Source organism: Streptomonospora salina, from assembly GCF_014204715.1.
GTDB classification, from domain to species: domain Bacteria; phylum Actinomycetota; class Actinomycetes; order Streptosporangiales; family Streptosporangiaceae; genus Streptomonospora; species Streptomonospora salina.
In genome coordinates this window covers 4,052,030-4,069,151 of the sequence record NZ_JACHLY010000001.1, presented here as the reverse complement: position 1 = coordinate 4,069,151, position 17,122 = coordinate 4,052,030, and the positions used below count along the sequence as shown (strand labels likewise).

Here is a 17,122-nt window from a genome sequence, read left to right as displayed (position 1 = left end):
CCCGGCAACTCCGACACCCCGCCTCCCGACCTCTTCTTCCCACCCGCTCCCTCCTAGAGCACGGCGGCCGGTGCAGCCGCCGACACAGCCACCACCACAGCAGGAGAATCACATGAACGACGCCCACGGAGGCGCCGACGGCACGTCCCCGGACCGCACCCGGTTGCGGGAGGAGGTGCAGCGTCGCCTGCGCGACCGGGGGAGACGCACCGACGAGGTACCGATACTCGACCGGGACGCGCCGGCCGCGCTGTCCTTCGCCCAGCAGCGGCTGTGGGTCCTGGACCGGATCGAACCGGGCCGAGCCGACTACAACTCGGGGTTCGCCCTGGATCTGCGCGGCGACCTGAGCACCGACGCGCTCGGGCGGGCTCTGACCGCCCTGGTCCACCGGCATGAGCCGCTGCGCACCACCTTCCGCGAGGTCGACGGGGAGGGCCGGCAGGTCGTCGGGCCTCCTTCGCCGCTTTCGCTCCCGATCACCGACGCCGACGAGGACGACCTGGACGACCTGGTCGCCCGCCACTACGCCGCCCCCTTCGATCTGGAAGCCGGGCCGCCGCTGCGTGTGCACCTGTTCCGGACCGGGCCGCACCGCCACGTGCTCCTTGCCGTACTGCACCACATCATCACCGACGGATGGTCGCTGGGCACCCTCCAGGACGAGCTGGACCGGCTGTACACAGCCGCCCTCCGGGCCCCCGACCGTTGCGGCAGCGACCTCGCCGCAGACCTGGAGCCGCTCCCGTTCCAGTACGCCGACTACGCCTCCTGGCAGCGCGGGCGACTCAGCGGAGCATCATACGAGCGCTCGCTCGCCCACTGGCGGGAGCGGCTGGCGGGGGCGCAGCCACTGGAGATGCCCGCCGACCGGCCCCGGCCGCCGGTGCGGAGCATGCAGGGTGCCAACCACGCCTTCCGTCTGCCCGCTGAGCTGGTGGCCCGCCTGGAGCAGGTCGGGCACGAGGGCGGCGCCAACCTGTTCATGGTGCTGATGACCGCCGCCCGGGTCGCCATGGCACGCTGGACCTGCAGCGACGACGTGGTCCTGGGCACCGTCACGGCGGGCCGGGAGGACCCCCGGCTGCACAGCTTGACCGGGTTCTTCGTCAACACCCTCGCCTTGCGCGGCCGCGTGGACGAGACGCTGTCGTTCGCCGGGAACCTCGCCCGGACGCGGAACGACGTCCTGGCCGACTTCGACCACGCCGAGGTGCCGTTCGACGCGGTCGTCGACGCGGTGCTGACCGAACGGGACCCGGCGGTGCCGCCGCTGGTGCAGGCCGCGGTCGTGCTGCAGAACGCCGGAGGTGGCGAGCCGTCCCTGGACAGCCTCGAAGTACAGCCGTTCCCGGTACGGCGTGAACACGCGGTGTTCGACCTGACCCTGGAGTTCCGCCAGGACGCGGAGGGGGTCGCCGGGTCTGCCGAGTTCAACACCGACCTGTTCGACGAGGCCACCGTCGCCCGCTTCGTCTCCGACCTGGTGGAAGCGCTCGAGTGCGCCGACGACGTCCGCCCTCTGCGGGCTCAGCGACCGGGCGGCCGGGGCGCCGACGCGTCGGCCGGACCCGCCGGCCCCGCCCCTCGCCCGCTGCCGGACCTGGTCGCGGGACGTGTGACCGCCCACCCGGACGCCGCAGCCCTGATCGGCTCCGAGGAGACGTTGTCCTTCGCCGAACTCGACGACCGGGCCGCCCGGATCGCCGGCTACCTGCGCGCGCAGGGGGTTCGGCGCGGAGACCGGGTGGGGGTGTGCCTGGAGCGCGGACCGGAGACCGCCGTGCTGTTCCTGGCGGCCGTGTACGCAGGAGCGGTGTACCTGCCGCTGGACCCGGAATACCCGGACGGGCGGTTGGCGTACATGGCCGAGGACTCGGGGATGTCGGCGGTGCTGACCACCGCGGATCCGTCCGATCGCCTGGCCGGCCGGCTGCCCGACCGGGTACGCGTGCTGCACCCCGGGGAGGGCCGGGACGGCGTGCCGCTGCGCGAGGCCGCCTCGGTGCACGACCCGGCGTACATGATCTACACCTCCGGATCCACCGGGCGTCCCAAGGGTGTGGCGGTATCGCACAGCGGCATCGCGGCCCTGGCCCAGACCCAAGGACGGACGATGGAGGTCGGCCCCGGCTCCCGGATGCTGCAGTTCGCCTCACCGAGCTTCGACGCCTCCGTCGCCGAACTGCTGGTCGCGCTGCTCAACGGAGCGGCGGCCGTGCTGCTCCCGCGCGCCGACCTGGCCGGCGACGGGCTGCCCGCAGCACTCCGCGCGTACCGGATCACCCACGTCACCCTGCCCCCGGCGCTGCTGGCGAGCCTGGCCCCCGACGACCTGGGCCCTGTCGAGCACCTGCTCGTCGCCGGCGAGGCCTGGCCCGGGGAACTGGTCGAGCGGTTCTCCCCCGGCCGACGGATGTACAACGCATACGGCCCCACCGAGGCCACGGTGTGCACCACCATGAGCACTCCGCTGTCGGGGCCAGGCGCACCGCCCATGGGCGCACCGGTCGCCGGAACCCGGACGGCGGTGCTCGACCGCTGGCTGCGCCCGGTGCGCGACGGGGTCCCCGGCGAACTGTACATCGGCGGGGACGGGCTCGCGCTCGGCTACTGGAACCGGGCCGGCCTGACCTCCGAGCGGTTCGTCGCCGACCCGTTCGGGCCGCCCGGGGCCCGCCTCTACCGCTCCGGCGATGTCGTGCGCCGCCGCCCCGACGGGGAACTGGAGTTCCGGGGACGGGCGGACGACCAGGTCAAGGTGCGTGGGCACCGCATCGAGCCCGGCGAGGTGGCGGCCGCGCTGGCCGACCTGCCCGAGGTCGAGCAGGCGGTCGCCGTCGCCGACCGGACCGGCTCCGGGGCCGGGCGCCGGCTCGCCGCCTACGTGGTCCCCGGCGACGGACGAACTCCTTCCCCGGATGAGCTGGCTGAGCGGGCGGCCGAGGTGCTGCCCGGGTATATGGTCCCCGCCGCGTTCGCTACAGTCGACCGCATCCCGTTGACCCCCAACGGCAAAACCGACCGCGCGGCGCTGCCCGCGATCGACTGGGCGGCCCAATCCCGGAGCGCCTACACGGAGCCGCGCACCCCCGCCGAGCGCGACCTGGCCGGGCTCTGGTGCGACCTGCTCGGCCTGGAGCGCGTCGGGGTGCACGACGACTTCTTCCGCGTGGGCGGCGACTCCGTCGCGGCGCTTCGGATGGTCGCGCGCGCCGCCGACGCGTTCGGGGTCCGGCTGTCGGTGCGCACGGTCTTCGACCGCCCGACCATCGCCGAACTGGCTGGGCCGCTGACCGCCGGGGCCACCGGAGGCACCGGGGCGGCTCGGGACGCCGACAGCGCAGACCGCGACGGTGACACGGACGGGGATCTCGTCGGCGCCCCGGTGCCCGTTCCCCGCGACGGCGGCCTTCCGCTGTCGGCGGCCCAGCGCCGCCTGTGGTTCCTCGACCGGTACGAGCCCGGCGGCGCCGAATACAACTCCGGCGGCGCGCTGCGGCTGAACGGGCCCTTGGACACGGCCGCTCTGGACGCCGCTCTGGACGCCTTGGTCCATCGGCACGAGTCGCTCCGCACCGTATTCGCCGAGCGGGACGGGCGGCCGGTACAGGTCATCGGCGCCCCCGAGGGTGCGCCGGCCCCGGAGTCGGCCGACCTGAGCGCCGTGCCCGCTCCGGAGCGCGAAGCCGAGCTCGAGGAGGCGCTCGCCGCATTCATCCACCGCCCCTTCGACCTGGCGACGGGCCCTCTCTTCCGGTCCCTGCTGGTCACCATGGGCCCCGAGGAACACGTGCTCGCTCTGGGCATCCACCACATCGTCGTGGACGCCTGGTCGCTGTCGGTGCTGACCCGCGAGCTCGGCGCCCTATACCGGGCCGCCGCGCCGGCGGGCAGCGGGGACGGGCCGGAGGCGCTAGCCGAGCGGGCCGGGCTGCGCCGCCCCCGCTTGCAGTATGGCGACTTCGCAGCCTGGCAGGACGCCTACCTGGAGTCCGCCCCCTTCCAGCGGCGACTCGACCACTGGCGGGAACTGCTGGACGGCGCCGAGCCCTTGGCCTTGCCGACCGACCACCCGCGGCCCCCGGTGCGCCGGGGACGCGGCGCGACCCGTACCTTCGCAGTCCCGGACGCGACCCTGGCCGCGGTCCGGGAGGTCGAGGCCTCCTGCGGCGTCACCCTGTTCATGGTGCTGACCGCCGCGGTGCAGGTCGTCCTGTCCCGCTACACCGGGCAGCGTGACATCGTCCTGGGGACGGTGACCTCCGGCCGGGACCACGCGGAGCTGGAGGACGCGGTCGGGTTCTTCGTCAACACGCTCGCGCTGCGGAAGTACGTGGACGAGACACGCACCGGACGCGAACTGCTGACGGAGGTCCGCGAGACGCTGCTCACCGCCTTCCAGAACGGCGACGTCCCCTTCGACACCGTGGTGGACGCCGTCGCGCCGCGCCGCGACCCCTCCCGGCCCACCCTGGTACAGGCCGTCGTCGCGTTGCAGAACGCGCCCGGGCAGACCTGGGAGATCGACGGGCTGACCGTAGCGGAGCAGCCGCTGGCCCGGCACAGTTCGCTGTTCGACCTCAGCGTCGATTTCTACGAGGACGGCGGGCGCCTGCACGGCTCGGTGGAATACGACACCGACTTGTTCGCCCCCGAGACCGCCGACCGGTTCGCCACCCACGTCTGCACTCTGCTGGCAGGGCTCGCGGCGGGCCTCGATTCGCCGGTGCACACGGTGGACCTCCTGTCCGAAGCCGAGCGCGCCGCCCTCCGGGCGGCCGCGGAAGCTCCCGCGGCACTGGCCGCGGCGTCGACCGGGGCCGACGCGGCACACGTGCTCGACGACCTGGCTGAGCTAGCCGCGAGTGCTCCCGAGCGCTGCGCGCTGATCGCCGGAGAGCGCTCCGAGTCCGCCGTCGGCCCGTCCCCGGAGGGGCCTACCCCGTCCGACGCACCCGTGACCGAACTGTCCTTTGCGGAACTGGACGAGCGTGTCAACCGCCTTGCCCGGCATTTGGCCAGGGCGGGCGTCGGCCCCGGCGACCGGGTGGCCACCGTGCTGCCCCGCACCGCCGAGGCGGTGGTCGGCCTGTTCGGGGTGCTGCGGTCCGGGGCGGCCTACGTGCCGATCGACCCTGCGGCTCCCGCCGAGCGGGCGCGCACCGTTCTGGCGAGCTCGGGCGCCACGCGGATTCTGGCCACCGGAGACACGGCGGAGGCCGCCCGCGGCGTCTCAGCCGGATCGCCGGGAGGCCCGCCGGTCACGCTGGTGGACGAGGCCGGGGAGGAGTCGGACGCCCCGTTCGCCGACGCCGAGCGGACCCGCCCCCTGCACGGGCAGCACCCCGCCTACGTGATGTTCACGTCGGGCTCGACCGGGACCCCCAAGGGGGTGGTGGTCACACACGCCAATCTGGTGGCCATGGTCGCCGCCTACCGGGCCGCGGTGCTGGACCGGCCGGAGACCGCCGGGCGTGTGCTCACCGCCGCGCATCTGGCCGCGTGGACCTTCGACGCCTCGTGGGACCCGTTCGTGTGGCTGCTGAGCGGCCACCGACTACTCGTGGTCGGCGAGCGCACCCGCACCGACGCCGAGGCGCTCTGCGCCTTCCTGGACCGGCACCGGGCGGACTACCTCGACACCACCCCCTCCTACCTGGCCCAGCTGGTGGCCGCCGGGCTGCTGGAGGAGGGACGGCACCTGCTCGCGGTCCTGACCGTGGGCGCCGAGGCGCTGGACGGAGTTCTGGCCGAACGGCTCGCCTCGGCGGGGGTACGCGCCGTGTACAACTTCTACGGGCCCACCGAGAACACCGTGAACAGCACCGTCTGGGCGGTTCGGCCTGGGGTGCGTCCGCTGATCGGCCGCCCCGTCGCCGGGACCCGCGCCGCGGTCCTCGACCGGTGGCTGCGGCCGGTCCCCACCGGCGTGCGCGGCGAGCTCTACCTGGCGGGCCCGTCTCTGGCCCAGGGCTACAACGGCGCCCCTGCCACGACCGCGGAGCGCTTCGTCGCCGACCCCTCGGGATCCGGGGAGCGGCTGTACCGGACCGGGGACGTGGTCCGCTGGACCGTCGGGCACGAGCTGGAGTTCCTCGGGCGCGACGACCACCAGGTCAAGATCCGCGGCTTCCGGATCGAGCTGGGCGAGGTCGAGTCGGTGCTGGCGGCACTGCCCGGGGTCCGCCACGCGGCCGCCAGCGTCAGGGAGGACCGCCCCGGCGTGCGGCGGCTGGTCGGATATGTCGCTGCGGACCAGAGCGCACCGGGCGGCTCCGGCGTGGACGCTGCGGCCGTGCGGAAGGGCGCGGGACAGCTACTGCCCGACTACATGGTGCCGTCCGCCGTGGTGGTACTGGAGGACATCCCGATCGGCGCCAACGGCAAGACCGACCGTGCGGCCCTGCCGGCGCCCGGCGACGACGCCTTCGGCACCGCCGGGTACGTACCGCCGAACGGGCCGACCCAGGCCCTGCTGGCCCGGATCTGGGGGGAGCTGCTGGGCATCGAGAAGGTCGGCGCCCAGGACAACTTCTTCGACCTGGGCGGCGACTCGATCCTGAGCATCCGGCTGGTGTCCCGGGTCCGCGCGGCCGGACGGGAGCTCACCTCCAAGGACGTGTTCCTGCACCAGACCGTCGAGGGCCTGGCCGCGGCCGTGGACGAGCGGGAGGAGTCGGCATCCGGCGCGGAGGAGGCCGCGGTCGGCCCGGTCACCGGCGAGGTCCCCCTCACCCCGGTGCAGCGCTGGTTCCTGGACACGCACCCGCGCGCCCCCGAGCACTTCGACATGTCCCTCTTGGCTGAGGCCGCGCCCGGGACCGACCCGCAGCTGCTGGCCCGCGCGGCCGAACACCTCCTGGCCCACCACGACATGCTCCGGCTGCGGGTCGAGCACACCGGGGCGGGCTCGCGCCAGCACCTGGACGGCCGAGCCTCCCCTGGCGCGGTACGGGTGGTGGACGCCTCCGAGTTGCCGGAGGACGGTGTCGAGGACCTCCTCGCCCGTGAGGCGGGCCGGGAGCGCCCCGCCGCGCGCCTGGCCGAGGGGCCGCTGTTCGAGGCGGTGGTGGTGGACACCGGGGCGGCCGACCGGCACCGGCTGCTGCTCTCGGCGCACCACCTGGTGGTGGACGGGGTGTCCTGGCGGGTACTCCTCGAAGATCTGGCCGCCGCCTACGGGCAGCTGCGCAACGGGGGCCCGGTGGACCTGGGCGCGAAAACCACTCCGTTCCCGGTGTGGGCGGAGCGCCTGGCCGCCTTCACCCGCGACGGCGGGTTCGCCCCGGACCTGGAGTTCTGGACCCGGACCGCCTCCAGCACCGCCGCCGGGGTGCCGGTGGACCTGGACCAGGGCCGCAACGACGTGGCTTCCGAGCGCGTGGCCGTCTCGGAACTGTCCCGGGAGGAGACCGGCGCCCTGCTCTCCCGGGTGCCGGGGGCCTACCGGTGCCGGATCGACGACGTGCTGCTGGCCGCGCTGGGCCGGGTCCTGACCGACTGGACCGGTTCGGACCGCGTACTGGTCGAGAAGGAGGGGCACGGTCGGGACGACCTTTTCGGGGACGTGGACCTGTCCCGCACGGTCGGTTGGTTCACCACGATCCATCCGGTCCTGCTGGAGCTGCCCGAAGGGGCCGGCTGGCCGGCGACGGTGGCCGCCGTCAAGCGCCAGTCCCGGCGGGCTCCGCGCGGCATCGGCTTCGGAGCGCTTCGGTACCTGGCGGAGGGTCCCGACACCGAGCCGCTGCGGGCCCTGCCGGACATCCCGGTCTCCTTCAACTACCTGGGACGGTTCGGCGGGGAGTCCGGGGAGGCGGAGGACGGGCCGATCCGCCGCTTCGTCCCCGTTCCCGGCCCGGACCATGCCCCGGAGGAGGAACGCACCAACCTGCTCGACGTCACCGGCTCGGTCACCGGCGAGCAACTGGCGTTTTCGTGGACCTACTCGACCAACCGGCACCGGGATACGACCGTGGAGCGGCTCGCCCGGTCTTTCACCGACGCGCTGCGCGAGCTGGTCGCAGCGGCCCCGTCCCGGCGCGCCCGCCGGGACTGAGGCCGTCGGGCCGCATTCGTGCTGCCGCTGCGGTCCGGGCCCCTGCCCCCGGCCTCGACCGCACGAACCCTCACCGCGAAATCACGAGAGGAACGAGGAAACCATGAGCGACAACCCCTTCGAGAACGACGACGCCACATACCTGGTCCTGGTCAACGCCGAGGGGCAGCATTCCCTGTGGCCGTCCTTCGCCGAGATCCCCGAAGGCTGGGAAACCGTCCTGGAGGAGACGTCCCGGGCGAAAGCGCTGGCGTATGTGGAGGAGAACTGGACGGACATGCGCCCGACAAGCCTGGTGAACGCCCTGGGCGAGTAGGCCCGGGGCCGGGGAAGCCACCGGTGCGACGCCGGCGGGGGCGGCCGTCCGCCCCCGCCGCGTGCGCCTCCGGCGCGGGCGGGCGCCCCGGACCGCGCCCGAACCGGAACCGGCCGCTCCGCCGGCCGAGCGCCCCGCTGGCGTACCCGGCCGACCGCCGCGCGCCGAGTCGCCGGGGCACCGCTGGATCCTCAGGCGGTCGCGGCCAGGCCGGGGCCGCCTCCGGGGCGGCCCGCGGGGCCGGCTCCGCAGTCGGCGAGGAGGGCGAGGCCGAGGCCGGTGGCCCGGTGCCGGACCCGGTTGCCCTCGCGCGTCGTGGTGATCATCCCGGTCTCCCGCAGCACCGCGGTGTGCTCGCTGACCGACGTCGGGGACACGTGCAGGGCTTCGGCCAGCTCACCGGTGGAGGCCGGGACGACCACCGCACCCAGGACGGCTGAGCGGGTGCGGCCGAGGAGGCGGCCCAGTGCCTCCGGAGAGCGGCCCGGCCGCCGGAGCAGGAGGTCGAGCGCTTCGCCGGGGGCCAGTGCCGGGAACAGCAGCGCGGTCCGGCGGCGCCCCGACTCGGGGTCGCTCCACTGCTCCACCCGGGGACCGGCCTCCAGGAACACCGACGGCAGCAGCTCCAGCCCTTCCCCGTCGGGATCCAGATGCCGGTCACGGCCGTCGGCGATCTCCAATCCCGCGTCCGTCCACCGGCAGGCTTCGCCCAAGGCCTCCACGGCCGCCGCCGCCCCCTCCTCGGCGATCCGGGCAGCGAGCCGGTCGGCGGCCAGCGCCTGGAGTTGCCGCACCCGCGCCTGATCCGGGGCGACGGCGGCCCGGGCCACCTGGTCCAGGATTCGCACCGCGCGCCGCAGACGGTCGGGCATGCAGGCCCAGTGGACGCCGGTGACGCGGCCTTCGTCCGCCTGCACCAGGGGCAGCACGTCGGGCACCAGTTCACTGGCCTCTCGCAGCTCCGCCCGGACGAACGGCGAGGCGGCCAGCCGAGGACGGGCGTCCCGGACCCACCCGGCGGCCCCGGGACGGACCGGTCCGCTCAGCACGATCCTCAGGGCGTGGCCGGCTTCGATCAGCGGGGACAGCCGGGGACGAATACGGATCCGCGCCGTGTCCGTCAACGTCAGGCGGACTCTGGTCATGGGATCTCCTTTCCGGTCCTCTCCGGATCGTTGTGCGGACCGTTCGCGGGCGGCGGGACAGGGTCGCCGCGCAACGGCCCGGCGCCGTCCCCGGGTCACCGGACCTTGCGCAGGTAGGCGCTGATCGCGAGCGGCAGCAGGACGGCGTGGCAGGCGACCACGGCGAACGCACTCACCGCCAGCGGCTCGGCCACGGGCCCGCCGATCATCAACCCGCGCACGGTGTCCACGAAGTAGCTCACCGGGTTGATCGCGGCCCAGACCTCCAGCCAGCGGGGCATGGTCTCCGGGGCGACGAAGATGTTGCTGCCGAAGGTCAGCGGCAGGATGATCGCCGTCGCCAGTCCCGGCACCGCCTGCGGGCTCGCGACCAACATGCCGACCAGCACCGACATCCAGCACAGGGTCAGTCCGAACACCACGACCAGGACACAGGCCAGCAGCGCCGACAATGGGTCTGTTTGAATCCGGAAGCCCAGCGCGACGGCCAGCAGCAGGAGGACGACGACCGCCACGACGTAGCGGATGACGTCACCCAGCACGGCGCCGACCAGCGGCGCCGCGCGAGCGATCGGCAGGCTCCGGAAGCGGTCGAACACGCCCTTGGAGATGTCGGTGTTGAGCGCCATCCCGGTGCCCATGCTGGCGTACATGGTGATCTGCACCATCAGTCCGGGGACGAGGGTCTGCAGGTAGTCCTGCCAGCCGCCGGAGATGGCGCCGCCGAAGAGGAACACGAACACCAGGAGGAAGAGGACCGGCTGGATTACCGTGTCGATCAGGGTCGTCGGGGTGCGCAGTACGTAGCGAAGGTTGCGCTTAGCCAGGGTCAGGCTGTGCGCGACCCCTTCGACGGCGCCGATGCGGAGTTTGGCCTCCGCAGTCGGGGTGGACACCGGTGCGGAAAGGGGTGGGGCGCTCATTCGAGGACCATCCTTGGTGCGGCCCTTTCGGGCGGGGCTGTGACTTCACTGTCCTGGTGAGGGCGTGCCCGGGGGCTGGATCCCGGGTCCGCAGCAGGATCGACGCGGCCGTGCACGTCTCCCCGGCGGTCGAGGGGCGACCCGCGGAGACTCATGCGGGAGTCCCCTCGGCCGCGCCGGGGCTGTCGTGGCGGGACCGTTCGGCCGAGGAAGGGACGGGCGCGACCTCGTGGGGCCGGGGCCGACCGGTCAGGGAGAGGAACACGTCGTCGAGGCTGGGCAGCCGCAGCGCAAGCTCGTCGGTAGCGATCGCCTCCTGGTCGAGGCGCCGGACCAGTGCCGACAACAGAACCGGGTCGTCGGTGGGGGCGGAGATCGTGGTGCCGTCCGGCCCCAGCACGGCCCCGGTTCCGACCAGTTCGGTGACGATACCGACCACGCGGTCGGTATCGGCGGGGTCGACCGTGCGCACGTTAAGGGTCTGGGAGCCGGTCGTGCGCTTGAGCTCCTGGGGCGAGCCGCCCGCCACCACCCGGCCGTGGTCGATCACGGTGATCCGGTCGGCGAGCTCGTCGGCCTCTGCCAGGTACTGCGTGGTGAGTAGGACGGTGGTGCCCTCGTCGGCGAGCTCGCGCACGATCCGCCACAGGTCGCCGCGGCTGCGGGGGTCCACCCCGGTGGTCGGCTCGTCCAGGAAGAGCACGCGGGGCCGGCCGACCAAGCTGGAGGCAAGGTCGATGCGGCGCCGCATCCCGCCCGAGTAGGTCTTGACCCGGCGCTCCCCGGCTTCCTCCAGGTCGAAGCGGCGCACCAACTCCCGGGCGCGCGCCTTCCATTCCCGTCTCGGCATCCGCAGCAGCTGCCCGACCAGTTCGAGGTTCTCCCTGCCGGTGAGTTCCTCGTCCACCGACGCATACTGCCCCGTGAGACCGATCAGGCTGCGCACCGCGGCCGGGTCGCGGAGCGCGTCGTAGCCGGCCACGCGCACGCTGCCCGTGTCGGGCCGGGCCAGCGTCGCAAGGATCCGCACCGTCGTGGTTTTGCCCGCCCCGTTGGGTCCCAGTACCCCCAGGATCGCCCCGGCGGGGGCCTCCAGGTCCACCCCGTCCAGAGCGGTCGTCTCACCGAATCGTTTGACCAGGCCTTCGGCCTGGATGCAGGTGTGCATCACGTGTCCTCCTCATGTCCGCCGCCACTCTCCGAGACGGGGCGGACATGAGGAGGACACCGGGCGGACAGGGGCAGACAAGGGCGGACGGCTGCCCGCGGGAAGGCAGGAGGAGCCGCACCGTCATTCGCCGAGGCCGATGGCCTCCACGGGCGGAGTGCGCAGTGCCAGGCGCACCGGGAGCATGACCGAGCAGACTCCCAGGACCGCTGTTCCGGCGACCACACCGACGTACACCAGCGGCGGGCCCGCCGGGACCGGAGTGCCGAGGAAGGCCAGGCTGAGCACCGTCAACGGCAGCAGGGCCACCGCCGTGCCCAGCACGACAGCCAGTACCACCACCGCCCAGGCCTCCCAGCGCAGGGCCCGCAGCACCTGACCGCGGGTGGCGCCGACCAGCCGCAGCAGGGCGAACTCACGCGAGCGGGCGGCCGTGGACATCACCAGGCTGTTCACCACCGAGATCGCGATGTAGCCCAGGATCACTCCCAGGCCGGTCAGGTTGACCCAGGCGGCCAGTTCCGCCTCGGCTCGGGCGCTGTCGGCGAACCCCTCCCGGTCGGCGAGCTCCAGCGTCGAAGACCCTCCGGTGAACGCCTCCAGTGCGGCGCTCAGCTCCGCGGGCGACGTGCCCTCGGCCGCCCCCACCAGTACCCGGGACGGCGGCGCGGCGTGCCCGTCCAGGACCTCCCGCGGCACCAGCGCCCCGCCCAGCCCCAACCCGCGCTCATAGGTGGCGACCAACCGCAGCGTGGCCGGGGTGCCGTCACCCAACCGCACCTCGAGCTCGTCCCCGACGTCCGCACCGAGCAGGTTCGCCCCGGAACTCTCCATGGCGACGGTCTTCCCGGACAGCGCCCCCAGGTCGCCGTCGACGCTCCCGGGGTCCAGGTTGTCGCCGAACCCTTCGGGAGCGACCCCGCGCGTCGCGAAGGAGGCCAAGTCGGGATCCCCGAATACGGAGTAGGGGACGAACATCCGGCTCTGCTGGAGCGGGGTGACCGCCCCCGTTTCGGGCAGCTCCGCCAGTGCGCCGACGGCCTCGGCGCCGACGCCCCCGGAGACGACGTCGGTCACTACCGCATCCGCGGTGACCCCCTCCTCCACCTGAGTGGAGACCGCCTCGGACAGCACCGACTGGGTGTAAACCATGGACAGGGTGAATCCGACGGCGAGCACCAGCGGGCTCAGAACCGACCCCAGGCGGCGCAGATCGGCCCCGACGGTCTCGGCGGCGAGGAATCCGCTGACCCGGATCCGGCGCAGCGGGCGCACGACGATCGCGACCAGGGGGCGCAACAGTGCCGGACCGAACAGGGCAACCGCGATCACCAGCAGCAGCGCGGCGCTGGAGGTCCCGGCCGCCCCGGCGTCGTTGCGCAGTGCGACCGGGGTCATGGCCGCGCTGACGCCGAGCACAAGGCACACCATCCCGGCGATGGACCGCCAGCGCGCCGGTGCGCGGGGGGCCGCGGCCGAGCCGCGCAGCGCGTTCACCGGGTTGGCCCAGGCCGGGCGCAGCGCCGCGGCCAGCCCTCCGCAGATCGCGGTCACCACGGTCAGCAGTACCGCGCCGACCAGCGGGAGCGGCCCCACGACCAGCGGCAGGTCGGCGGGGATCACCCCGAGGTGGGCGAAGACCGCACGCATGGCCCGGGCGAGGAAGATCCCCGGCAGGCAGCCCAGGACCCCGGCCAGCAGGGACAGCAGCAGGGCCTCGGCACCGATCATGCGCAGCACCTGGCCGGGGGTGGAGCCGATGGCGCGCAGCGCGGCCAGTTCGCGGCGGCGGGTGTTGATCGACAGGGCCAGCGTCCCCGTCACCACGAACAGGGCGATGAGCACCGCCAGCCCGCCGAACGAGCCTGAGATCGTCAGCAGGAGCCCGCGCGCGGCTCCCACGTCGGCGTACTCGATCCGGTCGGCGTCCACGCCGGTGTAGACGGTGACGGGGGTGTCGCCGGCGGCGCCCTCCAGTGCGGCGGTGAGCTCGTCGCCGCCCACGCCCGGAGCGGCGACGACCCCGATCGCGTCGACGGCCTCTGTGGCAGGGGCCAGGCGGGCGGCGTCGTCGGCGTGCAGGAACACCGCGTCGCCGCGCCCGTCCCCCGGGGCCCGATCCTGGTGGGCGACGGTGCCGCTGACCCGGTAGTCGCCGGGCTCGGCGGCTCTGGTGAGACGCACCGTGTCCCCGGGGCCGACGCCGAGAGAGGCGGCCAGGCCGGCGGTGAGAGCGACCTGCCCGGCCCGCGCCGGGGCCGCCCCCTCGATCGGCGCGAAGGGGCCCAGCGGGGCGGTGTCCCAGGAGTGGCCGGTCACGGGCCGCGGTTCGGCACCACCCGAAGTCCCGACCGCGAGGGGCAGGCGTGTGTCGCCGACGGCCAGTTCCACCTCCTCCAGGGCGCCCACCGCGCCGACCAGGTCGGCGGGCAGGCCGACGGTCTCGGGGAGGCGTTCGGCGACGGTGAAGTCGCCGCCGGGCAGCCGCAGGATCTGCTCGCCGCCGACCACCGCGTCCGCGGCCGCGTAGCGGTGGGGCTCCGCCGAGGAGCGCAGACCGGACTCGGCGAGAATCCCGGAGGCGGCGATCAGGGCGGTAGCGCACAGCAGGGCGATGAACGCCCCGGCGAAGGAGCCCTTGCGGGCTCGCAGGGTCTTCCAGGCGATGTCCAGCATCATCACTCCCCGAGTCGGCTCATCCGCTCGGCCACGGCGGCCGGGGACGGCTTTTCGAGGGCGTCGACGAGCCGCCCGTCTGCGAGGAAGAGCACGCGCTGGGCGTAGGTGGCGGCGACGGGGTCGTGGGTGACCATGAGGACCGCCTGGCCGAGGGCGGCGACGGTGTCCCGCAGCAGTGACAGCACCTGCTCGCCGCTGCGGGTGTCCAGGGCGCCGGTGGGTTCGTCGGCCATCACCAGGTCGGGGCGGGTGATGAGCGCGCGGGCGATGGCCACCCGCTGCTGCTGACCGCCGGACAACTCGGCGGGGCGGTGGTGCAGTCGGTCGGCCATGCCGACCCGGCGCACCACCTCCTCGGCCCAGGCAGGGTCCAGGGCGGTTCCGCTCAGCCGCAGCGGCATGGCGATGTTGTCCTGGACGGTGAGAGCGGACAGCAGGTTGTAGGCCTGGAACACGAAGCCCACGCGTTCGCGGCGCAGCCGGGTGAGCCGGTTTTCCGACATCCCGGGCAGGCTGGTCCCGCTCAGCAGCACCTGGCCGCTGGTAGGCCGGTCGAGTCCGGCGGCGCAGTGCAGGAGCGTACTCTTACCCGAACCGGAGGGGCCCATTACCGCAGTGAAGTCGCCCTTGGCAAGCTCTACGGAAATACCCTGAAGGGCGATGATCTCTCCCTCTCCCGACCCGTATTTCCGATAAACTTCGCTCATTCTTAGCGCGGGCACACTTTCCGGGGTTCCGGGCACCCCGGAACCCCCCCTCCGCTTCGCGGTTCTTCTCCCGAACACCGGGCCTCCCTTGTCGCTTCTCCGGAGAATGCTACCATCGCCCCCGAAAGCAACCTATTTCATTTTTTCGATCCACAGGGGGCTTCTTTGGAGCGCGTGGGCGCACTCCTGCCCGACCGCGGAGCGGCGGTGTCCCGGGCGGCCCGCAGCGCCCGCTACACCGTGTCGACCGGGGTCTCATCGTTGCACGCCTGGTTGCTGCTGAGTGGTTTTCTGTTCACCCAAGCGCTGGTCATCCTGCTCGTCGGAGCCCCGGTGCTCAGGCGCCTGGCCGAGCTACTGGAACGAAGCTCCGAAAGGGATGTCCGATTGGCCCGCGCGCACCTCGCCCGCGATTCCGAAGCGGACGGCGCCGCGCACGCTAGAGCGGAATTCTGGACCGCGGTCCGGTGGTCGGCCGTCAATTCTCTGGCCGGCCTGGCCTGCACGCTCCCGGCGTTCGTCCTGGCCGTGGGGGTGATCGTCTCCCTGACCTGCCCCCTGTGGTGGTGGATGCTGCCGCCGTCGATTGCGGTCAGCCCCGGCGGTTACCCCGTGGACTCCTGGCCGGCGGCCCTGCTCACCCCGCTCGTCGGCATCGCCTACCTGGGCCTGTTCGTGTTCTGCGTCCCACGTCTGGCCACCGGGCACGCCCTGCTGGCCCTTCGGATGCTGACCACCCCCGGCAAGGCCCGGCTTCGCACTCGCATCGCCGAAGTCACCGCATTGCGCCAAACCGCTCTGGAGGCGCACGGCCTGGAACTGCGCCGGATCGAGCGTGATCTGCACGACGGGACCCAGAACCGGTTGGTCGCGGTCCGGATGCAGCTGGGCCTGGTGGAGCGCCTGCTCGCCGAGGACCCCGACCGCAGCCGGGAGCTGATCGCGGCGACCAAGAGCGCCGCCGAGGACGCCCTCAAGGAGCTGCGCAATGTCGTACGCAGCATCTACCCGCCCATCCTCGCCGACCAAGGGCTGGCCACCGCGGTGGCCTCCCTGGCCTCCCGCTCGGCAATCCCCTGCACAGTGGACGTACGGGAGCTGCCCCGACTGCCGGCAGCGGTGGAGACCGCCGCCTACTTCGTGGTCACCGAGGCGTTGACCAACGTCGCCAAGCACTCCGGGGCCGCCTCCGCCCGCGTCGCCATCCGCGAGCACGGCGGCGAGGTCACCGTCGAGGTCACCGACGACGGCCGGGGCGGCGCCGACGAGCGCGGCGGGGGCGGCCTGTCCGGGATTCGGCAGCGGGCGGCGGCCTTCGAAGGACGGACCCGGATCACCAGCCCGCCCGAAGGGCCGACCACGATCGAGGTGAGACTGCCGTGCGCGTTCTGATCGCCGAGGACGACGCCCTCCTGCGCCAGGGGCTCGTGCTCCTCTTGGAGACGGAAGGGTTCGAGGTCGTCGGGGCGGCCGGGGACCTCGACGGCTTCTGGCCCCTCTTCGACGAGCAGCGCCCCGACGCCGTGGTGCTCGACGTCCGCCTACCGCCGGACTTCCGCCGCGAGGGGCTGGAGGCCGCGGCCCGGATCCGCGCCCACATCCCGGGCTTTCCGGTGCTGGTGCTCTCGGCCCACGTCGAGGACGGATACGCGGCCGAACTGCTGGCCCACAGCACCGGCGTCGGCTACCTGCTCAAGGACCGGATCGGCGACGTCGCCGAGTTCGCCGACGCACTGAACCGGGTGGCCCAGGGCGGGGTCGCACTCGACCCGGAGGTCGTGGCGCACCTGATGCGCCACCAGAATCGGGGCGATCCGCTGGCGACGCTCAGCCACCGGGAGACGGAGGTACTGGGTCTCATGGCCGAGGGCCACGGCAACACGCGGATCTGCGAACTGCTTGGGCTGTCTACCCCGGCGGTGGGCAAGCACATCGGTTCGATCTTCGTCAAGCTCGGGCTCACCCAGGAAGGCAGCGGGCACCGGCGGGTCCAGGCGGTACTGGCCTACCTGGACACCCATACCTCCCCTGCTGCCCCGTCGGAGTAGCCGCCCCGGGCCGCCTCCCCGACGACACGGCTCCGGTGGAGTAGCCCGCCCCGCACCGCGGCGCAGAGGCGGGT

The 17,122-nt window shown here is 73.4% G+C and carries 9 protein-coding genes; 4 read left to right on the top strand and 5 right to left on the bottom strand.

Features of this window, described 5'->3' with window-relative positions; translation table 11 throughout:
- Nucleotides 1–112 precede the first annotated feature (112 nt).
- Together HNR25_RS18345 and HNR25_RS18340 are read left to right on the top strand one after the other, a co-directional pair.
- The gene (locus HNR25_RS18345) at nucleotides 113–8,062 is read left to right on the top strand and encodes a non-ribosomal peptide synthetase (protein ID WP_184637097.1); all 7,950 of its coding nucleotides are present in this window, start codon (nucleotides 113–115) and stop codon (nucleotides 8,060–8,062) included.
- 103 nt (nucleotides 8,063–8,165) lie between these two features.
- The gene (locus HNR25_RS18340) at nucleotides 8,166–8,378 is read left to right on the top strand and encodes an MbtH family protein (protein WP_184637095.1); all 213 of its coding nucleotides are present in this window, start codon (nucleotides 8,166–8,168) and stop codon (nucleotides 8,376–8,378) included.
- 191 nt (nucleotides 8,379–8,569) lie between these two features.
- Here the strand turns inward: HNR25_RS18340 and HNR25_RS18335 are convergent, their stop codons facing one another.
- The 5 genes from HNR25_RS18335 to HNR25_RS18315 form a co-directional block, all read right to left on the bottom strand.
- Nucleotides 8,570–9,523 (bottom strand): helix-turn-helix domain-containing protein, encoded by a 954-nt coding sequence (locus HNR25_RS18335; RefSeq protein WP_184637093.1) that lies wholly within the window; start codon nucleotides 9,521–9,523, stop codon nucleotides 8,570–8,572.
- A 95-nt stretch (nucleotides 9,524–9,618) separates the two neighbouring features.
- Nucleotides 9,619–10,446, bottom strand: coding sequence for an ABC transporter permease (locus HNR25_RS18330; RefSeq protein WP_184637091.1), 828 nt, complete (start codon nucleotides 10,444–10,446; stop codon nucleotides 9,619–9,621).
- Nucleotides 10,447–10,597: 151 nt separating this feature from the next.
- The gene (locus tag HNR25_RS18325) at nucleotides 10,598–11,614 is read right to left on the bottom strand and encodes an ATP-binding cassette domain-containing protein (protein WP_184639519.1); all 1,017 of its coding nucleotides are present in this window, start codon (nucleotides 11,612–11,614) and stop codon (nucleotides 10,598–10,600) included.
- A 123-nt stretch (nucleotides 11,615–11,737) separates the two neighbouring features.
- Nucleotides 11,738–14,293, bottom strand: coding sequence for an FtsX-like permease family protein (locus HNR25_RS18320; protein WP_246463742.1), 2,556 nt, complete (start codon nucleotides 14,291–14,293; stop codon nucleotides 11,738–11,740).
- Complete coding sequence (locus tag HNR25_RS18315) at nucleotides 14,293–15,000, bottom strand: ABC transporter ATP-binding protein (protein WP_184637089.1); 708 nt, start codon at nucleotides 14,998–15,000, stop codon at nucleotides 14,293–14,295. Before HNR25_RS18315 ends, HNR25_RS18320 begins: the two co-directional genes overlap by 1 nt.
- Before the next feature lie 174 nt (nucleotides 15,001–15,174).
- Here HNR25_RS18315 and HNR25_RS18310 point away from each other — a divergent pair, with 174 nt between their 5' ends.
- Complete coding sequence (locus HNR25_RS18310; RefSeq protein ID WP_312862618.1) at nucleotides 15,175–16,392, top strand: sensor histidine kinase; 1,218 nt, start codon at nucleotides 15,175–15,177, stop codon at nucleotides 16,390–16,392.
- Complete coding sequence (locus tag HNR25_RS18305) at nucleotides 16,380–17,048, top strand: response regulator transcription factor (RefSeq protein ID WP_184637087.1); 669 nt, start codon at nucleotides 16,380–16,382, stop codon at nucleotides 17,046–17,048. Before HNR25_RS18310 ends, HNR25_RS18305 begins: the two co-directional genes overlap by 13 nt.
- The last annotated feature ends 74 nt before the right edge of the window (nucleotides 17,049–17,122 follow it).

Excerpts from the sequence above, each read along its gene's own strand:
- HNR25_RS18345 (WP_184637097.1), top strand. The coding sequence starts at position 113 with ATGAACGACGCCCACGGAGGCGCCGACGGCACGTCCCCGGACCGCACC.
- HNR25_RS18340 (WP_184637095.1), top strand. The coding sequence starts at position 8,166 with ATGAGCGACAACCCCTTCGAGAACGACGACGCCACATACCTGGTCCTG.
- HNR25_RS18335 (WP_184637093.1), bottom strand. The coding sequence starts at position 9,523 with ATGACCAGAGTCCGCCTGACGTTGACGGACACGGCGCGGATCCGTATT.
- HNR25_RS18330 (WP_184637091.1), bottom strand. The coding sequence starts at position 10,446 with ATGAGCGCCCCACCCCTTTCCGCACCGGTGTCCACCCCGACTGCGGAG.
- HNR25_RS18325 (WP_184639519.1), bottom strand. The coding sequence starts at position 11,614 with ATGCACACCTGCATCCAGGCCGAAGGCCTGGTCAAACGATTCGGTGAG.
- HNR25_RS18320 (WP_246463742.1), bottom strand. The coding sequence starts at position 14,293 with ATGATGCTGGACATCGCCTGGAAGACCCTGCGAGCCCGCAAGGGCTCC.
- HNR25_RS18315 (WP_184637089.1), bottom strand. The coding sequence starts at position 15,000 with ATGAGCGAAGTTTATCGGAAATACGGGTCGGGAGAGGGAGAGATCATC.